This window comes from Pseudoalteromonas sp. B62, from assembly GCF_037162565.1.
Classification (GTDB): domain Bacteria; phylum Pseudomonadota; class Gammaproteobacteria; order Enterobacterales; family Alteromonadaceae; genus Pseudoalteromonas; species Pseudoalteromonas fuliginea.
Genome location: NZ_JARLVB010000001.1, coordinates 965,941 through 975,414, shown reverse-complemented (window position 1 = coordinate 975,414; position 9,474 = coordinate 965,941). Strand labels below are relative to the sequence as shown.

The 9,474-nt window shown below is 38.4% G+C and carries 8 protein-coding genes and 3 pseudogenes; 2 read left to right on the top strand and 9 right to left on the bottom strand.

The genetic code is table 11. From position 1 onward, the window contains the following. Positions 1–136 precede the first annotated feature (136 nt). Positions 137–804 (bottom strand): annotated as a pseudogene (locus tag P4S71_RS04245) (transposase); the annotation flags it as partial. A gap of 76 nt (positions 805–880) precedes the next feature. Between P4S71_RS04245 and P4S71_RS04240 the strand changes: the two are divergent. Further along, positions 881–1,756, top strand: a pseudogene (locus tag P4S71_RS04240) (S46 family peptidase); the annotation flags it as partial. A 130-nt stretch (positions 1,757–1,886) separates the two neighbouring features. Here the strand turns inward: P4S71_RS04240 and P4S71_RS04235 are convergent. The 3 genes from P4S71_RS04235 to P4S71_RS04225 all read right to left on the bottom strand — a co-directional run bounded on the left by P4S71_RS04235 (position 1,887) and on the right by P4S71_RS04225 (position 5,014). After that, complete coding sequence (locus tag P4S71_RS04235; RefSeq protein ID WP_337150157.1) at positions 1,887–2,327, bottom strand: hypothetical protein; 441 nt, start codon at positions 2,325–2,327, stop codon at positions 1,887–1,889. Between the two features lie 43 nt (positions 2,328–2,370). Then, complete coding sequence (locus tag P4S71_RS04230) at positions 2,371–2,964, bottom strand: hypothetical protein (RefSeq protein ID WP_337150156.1); 594 nt, start codon at positions 2,962–2,964, stop codon at positions 2,371–2,373. A gap of 127 nt (positions 2,965–3,091) precedes the next feature. Then, entirely contained in the window at positions 3,092–5,014 is a 1,923-nt protein-coding gene (locus tag P4S71_RS04225) for a hypothetical protein (RefSeq protein WP_337150155.1), read from the bottom strand. Positions 5,015–5,367: 353 nt separating this feature from the next. Between P4S71_RS04225 and P4S71_RS04220 the strand changes: the two genes are divergently transcribed. After that, positions 5,368–6,495, top strand: coding sequence for an O-acetylhomoserine aminocarboxypropyltransferase/cysteine synthase family protein (locus P4S71_RS04220; protein WP_337150154.1), 1,128 nt, complete (start codon positions 5,368–5,370; stop codon positions 6,493–6,495). Positions 6,496–6,535: 40 nt separating this feature from the next. Here P4S71_RS04220 and P4S71_RS04215 read toward each other — a convergent pair. The 5 genes and pseudogenes from P4S71_RS04215 to P4S71_RS04195 form a co-directional block, all read right to left on the bottom strand. Further along, positions 6,536–6,725: pseudogene (locus P4S71_RS04215) on the bottom strand (DUF1289 domain-containing protein). Between the two features lie 2 nt (positions 6,726–6,727). Then, positions 6,728–7,258 carry a hypothetical protein gene (locus P4S71_RS04210; RefSeq protein WP_337150153.1) on the bottom strand — a complete coding sequence of 177 codons (531 nt, stop codon included), beginning with the start codon at positions 7,256–7,258 and terminating at the stop codon, positions 6,728–6,730. Between the two features lie 108 nt (positions 7,259–7,366). Next, positions 7,367–7,981: a bifunctional phosphoribosyl-AMP cyclohydrolase/phosphoribosyl-ATP diphosphatase HisIE gene (gene hisIE / locus P4S71_RS04205; RefSeq protein WP_033029702.1), complete on the bottom strand. Its 615-nt coding sequence runs from the start codon at positions 7,979–7,981 to the stop codon at positions 7,367–7,369. Beyond that, positions 7,972–8,751 (bottom strand): imidazole glycerol phosphate synthase subunit HisF, encoded by a 780-nt coding sequence (gene hisF, locus P4S71_RS04200; RefSeq protein ID WP_007376298.1) that lies wholly within the window; start codon positions 8,749–8,751, stop codon positions 7,972–7,974. The genes hisIE and hisF overlap by 10 nt, the downstream gene beginning before the upstream one ends. After that, positions 8,733–9,467 carry a 1-(5-phosphoribosyl)-5-[(5-phosphoribosylamino)methylideneamino] imidazole-4-carboxamide isomerase gene (locus tag P4S71_RS04195; RefSeq protein WP_337150152.1) on the bottom strand — a complete coding sequence of 245 codons (735 nt, stop codon included), beginning with the start codon at positions 9,465–9,467 and terminating at the stop codon, positions 8,733–8,735. The genes hisF and P4S71_RS04195 overlap by 19 nt, the downstream gene beginning before the upstream one ends. Positions 9,468–9,474 lie beyond the last annotated feature (7 nt).

The following is a 9,474-nucleotide window of genomic DNA, read 5'->3' as shown; positions in this document are numbered from 1 at the left end:
GGAGAATCGATACGAAAACAGTTAAATGAATTGACTGATGATGATCAGTTAAGTTAATTTAAAAATGGCTCTACAAAATGATAAATCAAGCGATCAAAGCTGATGAGAATCGGTGATCAAAGTAATGAGAATACGCAACAACATCAAACTGTCTATCAAGCAGGTTTGGGATTTCAAGGTGTTCATTACCACCACGTTTATATGAATGTTGAGGTACTTGGCAGCTTTCGAGCTTTAATTTAACCATTAGCTTAGCTGCACGATAACGGCTCAATTCAAAATCATTGTTCGTTGCTATCGCTGCGATTGTCCGTGCCCCTGCTGAACCACCACTCATCGCATGTATTGCTTTTACTTCAGCCTCTAATCTTGCTTGCTCAGGTGTCGGCGCTGTATCCCGTATGGCCCAGTACTTATAGCTGCTGCGATGCACATTGAATACGCTACACAGCAGACTAACTGGATAACGCTCTCGTTGATTTAACTTCTCGATTAACGAGAATTGTTCAGGGAGTCGGACATCAAGAGAGCGGTAGCCTTTTTTAATATATCCTTTTCTAATTCAATGCGTTGGATTTGCTTTTTAAGTTCGCGGATTTCAATTTGTTCGGGCGTCATTGGTGACGCTGATGGTGACTGACCATTGCGTTCTAGCTTTAATTGAGTAACCCACTTACTTACGGTTGATTTACCCACCCCCATCGCTTTTGCTGCGTCTTCTTGCGTATAACCTTGGTCTACTACAAGCTGAGCCGTTTCTAATTTAATTGCCGCTGAATATGTTGCGCGTTTTAATTTCGTCATTTTTCACCCAAATTTGTATGCTTATTAGCATAACATTTCTTTCTTAATGGGTGGCCAAAATCACTGTACCACTACACCTCGCATTAAAGCAGGGCTTGAGCGAATGACACGCCGCTATGATAGCAAAGTAGACAAAGCTATTTTACTGCACTTTTTAGAGCTGTATGCAGCACTTCCAAAAGAAGAGCGTTTTAGCGAGGTTGATAACGTATTTAAAGTACAAAATGGGTTTGATAAAGCAACTCAAAGCGCGTTACTTGATAGTATGTATGAACAGTCAAGACTTGATAATGCCACTGTTCGCAATTCATTATTTGAGCAATCGTTTAGCCAGCTAAATCAAAGCCAAGACCCATTTGTGCAGTACGCTAAAGCAATCTTTAAAGTAATGAAAGCACAGGAAGATAAATCAAAAGCACTTGCAGGTAAATTACAAGCAGCTCGCCCAGAGCTAATGAGCGCAATAATTGCGTTTAACAAAGCTAAAAACAAACCTGTATACGCCGATGCCAACAGCACACTACGTGTAACCTATGGCACCGTAGGCGGCTATTCACCTCAAGATGGCTTGGTAGCAACGCCGTTTACATCGCTTGAAGGGTTACTTGCTAAAAACACAGATGTTGACCCATTTAATGCACCTAAAAAGTTACAAGAGCAAATTAAAGCCAAGCTTTATGGTGATTACACCGGTGGCATGAATACAGTACCCGTTAACTTTTTATCAAATGTAGACACTACCGGTGGTAACTCAGGTTCGCCAACGCTTAACGGTAAAGCAGAGCTTGTAGGCTTACTGTTCGACGGTGTTTACGAAAGTATTATTGGTGACTGGGATTACAACCCTGAGCTTAATCGCTCAATCCACGTTGATTCACGCTACATGCTGTGGGTAATGGATAAAGTAGATAATGCACAAAACTTATTAGACGAAATGAAAATAGTAAAATAAGTAATTAGCTAGATAAGAGAAGGGCGCTTACCGTAATGGAAGCGCCTTTTTTGTAGGTGTAGTGGCCAAAATCAGTGTACCACTACAATGATCGGATAATCGAAACCTTAGTCGCTTGTTATACAATTTATTACTTCAATTCGGAAAGGCTAACTTTAACTTGTCCCACTTGTACTTGAAGTAAGTCTAATTGATGCTCAAGATTGGCAACATTAAAACCAATTGAAAACTTGTTAGCCGGAAGTTTTGGGTGAACTACATCAAACTTATTAAGAAGTCGTGTCATATCTAATTGACTCTCAAACTTAGCAGCGACTTCCCCTCTCAGTACATATAAATCACCATCTTCCCCCTCAATTTCGCCACAATGAACAATATCTAATACTTTGTATATTGTGCTTACTTTTCTGCTACTTGTAACAACACAAGCTAAGTCACCTTCTTTGATATTCCCCCAATCAACATTATTGGCATTATTAATCTGAGTTAAAGACAAATCAAAGATTACATTTTCGTAATTGGAAAAGACTTTTTTATATTTTCGGTCGTGGATATTGTTTAATATGAACATCGCCAACTGTTTTCCTGTTAAATTGCTTGTTATTTAGACTTTACTAAAAGCCATATTTTTCTTTTCTTCTATTGAATGCATCCTCGCCGCCCTCTAGAATTTTAGCAGCAAGATTTTGAATATTTGACTGATCTATTGAACCTTGATTCTGAATAGGCAAAGTTGCATTCTCATTTGTAGACTCTAGAACTCCAATCCACTCAGCATCACCGAATACAGGTATGTTTGCGTTATGTGTAGCAAAAATAAACTGTCTTGTTAGTTTGGCATCTCGCACCTGAGTAACAATCCGCTCAGCTATGAATGCGTTATCGAGATTATCTTCTGGTTGATCTAAAAGTAGAGGATCTTGATTATCAAGTAAAAGCATATGTAATAAAGCCGTACACTGTTGACCCGTTGATAATGAATCAAGTTTTTTGTATAGAGGCTCTTCACTGCTTGAGACATTCAGTTCAATGCTAACTAAATCATCAATTTTAAACTCTTCAATTTCCATCATTTGTTTATTGCTGATTTTAGATAGCCTTTCAGCTGTCGTCTGCGTCATTCCCCAATTTTTCTCTAATAAAGCATCCTGTCCTTTCTTGATAGTCTCAGCAAATAAAGGTGCAGAGAATTCCTCAACTCCTTTCATCCATGAAAGCCTCCCTCACCGACATCAGGCAAGCGGTAACTAATGATAAGTTTTATTAATCCAAGCCTGTTTCTTTCTGCTGAGTAATTTACCTTTATATTACCCTTCAACTTTTTGTTTAGTTTTTTTACGCCTTTCTCAAAGGCTGTAGCTCTGTTAGTTTTTTCTCGGATAATTCTGCTAGTAGTGCTTGTCTTTTAACTATCTCTTTGTCCAATTTACCTTGTTCAGCTAAAAGCTCTGTACGCTTAGGCTTTAACCTTTCGATATTTTTAATCAGTTCCCGATATTCCTCACCAATTTGCTTTCCTGTTAAACCTTCAACGGGATCTAGTGTTTTGAACTCCTTAGTGATGGACTCTTCCTGCTTTTCAATGCTTTCCTGGAGTTCTTTATCAAGAAAAACAATCTTCTGCTGAGATTTTTCTAAATCCAGTTCCATTTTTTTAATAGATAGGTTGATATTATCTTTTAGTTCAACCAACGCTAATTTAGCATTTTTAAATATTGTTATATCGGGGAATTCTTCAATCGACTCTTCGGTAATAAAGTCAGCGCACGGGATAGATTCAGAGAACTCTTTTAGTGCACCCTTTAAAGTTTCTACTTTTTCTGAAACCTTATTGAAAGTACTTCTTTCTGACTCAACAATTGGTAGTAGTTTCAACTGTTGGTCTATTCCGAGCTCTTTATATCTATTTTCATCTTCCTCGTGAGCCTTCAAATCTTCCACATCAGATTCCAGACTAGAAACACTAGATGTTAAACCAGTGATATTATTTCGTGTTGTGACTAACGATTCTTTAACTGTTGAAATACCTGATTCTTGCTCAATTTTATCCGTATTTAAAAACCGCTCTACTACTTTTAGTTGCTCACTTGATTCTTTGGCTATTTCATGAATTTCATTTTGACCAAAAATTTCAATATTAGGCAATAAATCTAAGGGGGAAAAAGTAGAGATGGATCCGCTTTCATCTTTTACTATTGGGGATTCACCGAAGCGTCTTGATATCTTATATAACTTTCCATGCTTTACTGCTGACTTAACAGTCAACTCAGCAAACCCTGAACCAAGATTTTGCTTTATAACTTTAAGATGCTGTGCTTTTGTTTCTTTACTAATAGGTTCTATTTTTAACACATAACGAATTGACTCTATTAAAGTCGATTTACCTGTTCCTCTGCCACCTATTAAGGTATTTAAATGCTCGGAATAGTTGATATTGATTCCATCGAGAAATCCACCAACAAACCTAACAGACTCTATTCTTGAGTAATATTTTTCTTTAATATCAGAATTAAGGCGAACGCGGGATTCAGAATCTGAAAATGCTAGTTTAAATGAGGAAAAGCAAGGTTTTGACATCTTTACTAAGCAAGTCGCATTTTCTTTTCTCAATGTTTCAGGATCTTCTATATCTTTAGCATTTATAATCGCAATATTTTTTTCACGTTTATAATCAGGATTTTTATTTTGAAGGATCTGATGATTTGCTTGGTCGCCTTGTTCTTTAAGTGCTTCTAATGAAGTTGGGATTTGAGCGGCATATAAATTCTGGTTTTTCCAAATATTGTTTAGCTTTTGTTTTAAAACACCGCTGTCATCTGTGCAATGTGCAGCATATACAAAGCCACCTTTTTCAATAACTGTAGATAGAATAAAGTCTGCACTTTTAGTTGATGGCTTTGTACCGTTAGATGTGTCTATATCAAACTCATATAAATAATTATTTAAAGTCTGAATACTTGTATCTTCTGGATATAAACAAACTAAATGTATTTTCTCGCTAGTTGCAATTTCAAAACCTGGGAAGACGATGACTCCCTGTGCATTAAAAGTTTCTCTAATTTTTGCAACTGAATCAACATTGCCGTGATCCGCTATCCCTACAACTTTTATTGATTCCTCAAGACAAACCTCTAATAATTTCTTATTATAGTCATCTTCTGAACAATCCTGATTCTGTCCCCGATACGTTATATAACTTGCCGGATTTACTTGTAGCGCGCACTTCCAGAATTTTGCTTTAGTGTGTTCAACAGTCATATTAATATATTCAATCCTTAAATTTTAAACCGAGGCTAGCAGGGCTTAATACCAGCTTTCTTAATGGCCTCATTTCCTATTTTTTCGCGAAAAATGTTCTTATTTTATGGACTTCTATTAATAGCAAATTGTGTAAGTTATTACCAATTATAAATATTATGCCGAGGTGGGTTATTATATTGTTAGTTAAAGGACTGATTAGTTGTTAAATATCATTTGAATGCCCATTAACCGTCGCCTTTAACTTAAATCAAACAGCCTCAACACTACCTCAACATCCTTTAGTATATTTTATGTGCATTTTATAACCAAGAAGTGCTAGCTTAGTGGTAAATTAATTGAAGGAAATAATTATGAAATTAGAGTCATTAGCATTGCACCACGGTTACGAATCTGAGGCAACGACCAAGTCGGCAGCCGTGCCTATCTATCACACTTCTTCTTATACATTTGATAATACGCAGCATGGCGCTGATTTATTCGATTTAAAAGTACCTGGAAATATTTACACCCGCATAATGAACCCAACTAATGCCGTACTTGAGCAACGTATTGCTGCAATGGAAGGGGGTATTGGTGGGCTAGCCGTGGCCTCTGGGATGGCCGCTATTACGTATGCTATTCAATGCTTGTGCGAAGTAGGCACTAATATTGTAAGCACCAGCCAAGTATATGGTGGCACGTATAACTTATTTGCTCATACACTACCTCGGCAAGGTATTGAAGCGCGCATGATTAAGGCCGATGACTTTACCGCGTTCGAGAATGCTATTGACGACAACACCCGCGCTGTTTTTTGTGAATCTATTGGTAATCCTGCAGGTAATATTGTTGATATTGAACGTTTAGCATGTATTGCACATAGCAAAGGTGTGCCACTTATTGTTGATAATACCGTGGCTACGTCGTATTTATGCCGCCCATTTGAGTTAGGCGCCGATATAGTGGTTCACTCACTGACAAAGTATATAAACGGGCACGGTAGTGCTATTGGCGGCATGATTGTTGACTCAGGAAAATTTGATTGGAAAGCGAATGCCACGCGTTTTGCAATGATGAACGAGCCTGATCCGTCGTATCATAATGTGGTTTATACCGAAGCCTTTGCTGAAGCTGCATTTATTGGTCGCTGCAGAGTAGTGCCACTTAGAAATACTGGCGCAGCGCTTGCGCCTAAAAACGCATCTGACATTTTAATCGGCCTTGAAACCTTAGGCTTAAGAATGGATCGTCACTGCGAAAATGCACAGCAGTTAGCTGAATATTTAGAAAATCATCCAAAAGTACTTTGGGTTAATTACGCAGGGCTTGAATCAAGCCCGTATAACGAAATGAGCCAAAAAATTACCAGTGGTAAAGCATCCGGTATTTTAAGTTTTGGTATTACGGGTGTAAGCCGCGATTTAATTCGTTTGTCGGTCGGTATTGAAAACATTGCAGATATAATTGCTGATGTAAGCCAAGCGCTTGATAAAGCATAACGTTAATTTATAGCCTCGGATATCGAGGCTTTTAGCTCTATTACGTTTTTGTGATATCAACTCGTGGTGTTTCTAAAATCGCTTTTTTCATCTTCAGATAATATTATCCAATCAAATATTTCTTCGTTGGTACGCCCACAACCGGTGCAGTAACCGCTGCGCCTTTCGCATATTCCTAGGCAATCAGTTTTAAATTTAGATGGTTTTTTGTTTTGATTTAATTGGCGCATTGTTAAAGTCCTAATGGTGGTGCAATTTCAAAGCGAGTAGAAAACCCAATACCTTCTTGATTGGTAGCAAGTGTAATCACTGGGGTTTTAGTATCAAATACAAAGGTGCTGTAAATTGAACTTGCTGTTTCTTTTTGGCTTTCAAACCAACCTGTTTTGGTTAAGCATTGGCGTAATTGCTTAGCCAGTTTTTGATGTGACTTTATTGTTTGCGTTTGTGTTTTAACAGGTGTTTGGCATTGGTAACTTACTTGCTCTGACTGATTTAAAGTAACTGTACAGTTTGCTCCAATCATATGAGTATTCGTGCGCCATTGATTAGTAAACTGGTTATTTACTTTATCTGTTTTTATTGAATTAAAACCAGACTCATAACCATTTATTAGGTTATTAATGGTGCTGCATTCATCGGGTATTACTGAGGTTTTTACAGACTGATTTGTTGTATTAGTGGTTGCTGTAGTCTGATTAGTTTTGCTGGTACAGCCCGCTAAAATAAACGCGATGATAAGAATAATAATATAGTTTTTCATAGTTCACAGTAACCGATTAATTGAGCCACGCACTATATCACACGTGATTTACTGTAAAAATAAAAAGGCCCATATAAATATGAGCCTCTTTGTTAGTCATAACTAATGCTATTTATGGCGACCTTGCAAGCATTTAACTACATCTTCAAGGGCTAAGCCTTGGCGTTGTAGTAATACTGTCAGGTGATAAATTAAATCAGCAGATTCGTTTGTTAGCTCATCGTTATCGTGTTTCATAGCGGCAAGGGCAACTTCTACGCCTTCTTCACCTACTTTTTGACAACTACGGCTTAAGTCTTTTGCAAATAATGAGGCAGTGTAGCTTTTTGATGGGTCGTCATTTTTACGCTCAACAATCACATCTTCTAATTGTGCTAAAAAGCTTAAACTTGGTTTTGCTTCATCACCAAAACAGCTTTGTGTGCCTAAGTGGCACGTTGGGCCTTCTGGATTGGCAAGTACTAAAATTGAATCGTAGTCACAATCTGTATGCACAGATACTACGTTTAAGTAGTTTTCTGATGATTCACCTTTAGTCCATAAACGCGATTTTGAACGCGAGTAAAACGTTACCTTATTGGTATCAAGCGTAACAGCGAGTGCTTCGCTGTTCATAAAGCCTTGCATTAAAATAACACCCGAGCGGGCATCTTGAATAATAGCAGGGATCATGTCACTTTTAGCGAAATCGACTTGAGCTTGGTTTTGTTGTGTTACTTGCATAATCTTGCTGCCACTTGGTTATCTGTTAAAAATTGTTTTAGTTCGCCAATGTTAATCACATTTTTATGAAAAACGCTGGCGGCTAATGCACCATCTACTTTGCTTTGTTTAAATACATCAACAAAATCTTGCATACTACCCGCACCGCCAGAGGCGATTAAAGGAATATCACACAGCTCGCGAATTTTACTTAGTTGCTCGTTGTCGTAACCGTTACGAACGCCATCTTGGTTCATACAGTTTAATACAATTTCGCCTGCGCCTAGGTCTTGTACGCGTTTAACCCATTCTTGTGTTTTATAGCGCGTACGGCTTGATGCATTAGGATCGCCGGTTAATTGATACACTAAATACTCGCCGGTAATTTCATCAAAAAAGCTGTCAATGCCGACTACAACACATTGCTTACCAAACTCATCGTGTAATTCTTTAATAAGTTCAGGGCGCGCAATAGCAGGGCTGTTGATGCTTATTTTATCAGCACCGCGTTCTAAAACACGCGCTGCATCAGCCACTGATTTAATACCGCCCGCTACACAAAATGGAATATCGATATTTCGTGCAATACTTTCTACCCAATTTACATCAAGTAGGCGTTTTTCAACGCTTGCACTGATTTCGTAAAAAACCAGTTCATCGGCGCCAGCTTCGCTGTAGGCTTTAGCCATTGTTAAAATGTCGCCAACAACTTCATGGCCTTTAAACTTAACGCCTTTAACTACTTGGCCGTCTTTAACGTCTAAACACGGGATTATGCGTTTTGATAACATGCCAGTGCCTCCTCAACGCTAAATGCACCATCAAGCAATGATTTACCTAAAATAACGCCGCCCACACCGAGCTCTTTAAGCTTTTTAATGTCATCTAGTGAGCTTACGCCACCTGAAGCTTGCACTTTGATTGTGCTGTTATGGCGAGTTAAATCTTCATATAATTCAAACGATGGACCCGTCATAGTGCCGTCTTTACTGATGTCCGTGCATAAAAAATCGATAACACCTAAGCTCACATAAAAATCTACCAGCTCAAGTAAACCAAATTCAGATTCACTTAACCAACCGTGCGTAGCAGGTGCCCAGCCCGTGGATGTTTTATTTACATCAAGAGCAATTACAAAATGCTCTGCGCCAAATTGTTCAATCCAGACTTTTACTTGTTCGCGTTTTTCTACTGCCATTGAACCAATAACCACTTGGTTTGCACCGGCTTTAAGCCAATCACTTACATCTTGCTCTGAGCGAATACCGCCGCCCACTTGGTACGGTACGTTAAGTGCTTTGGTCGCAGCTTGAATATGTTTCCACTGCTTTTTACTTGGATCGCGTGCACCTTCTAAATCAACAAGGTGTAGTTTACCTGCGCCACTGTCGGCGTATTCTTTTAAACGCGCGCCAAGTTCGAAAGGGTAAAACTGTGCTGTGTCGTATTTTCCTTGGTACAAGCGCACAATTTGATTTTGTAATACGTCTAATGCTGGAATAATCACAAATAAT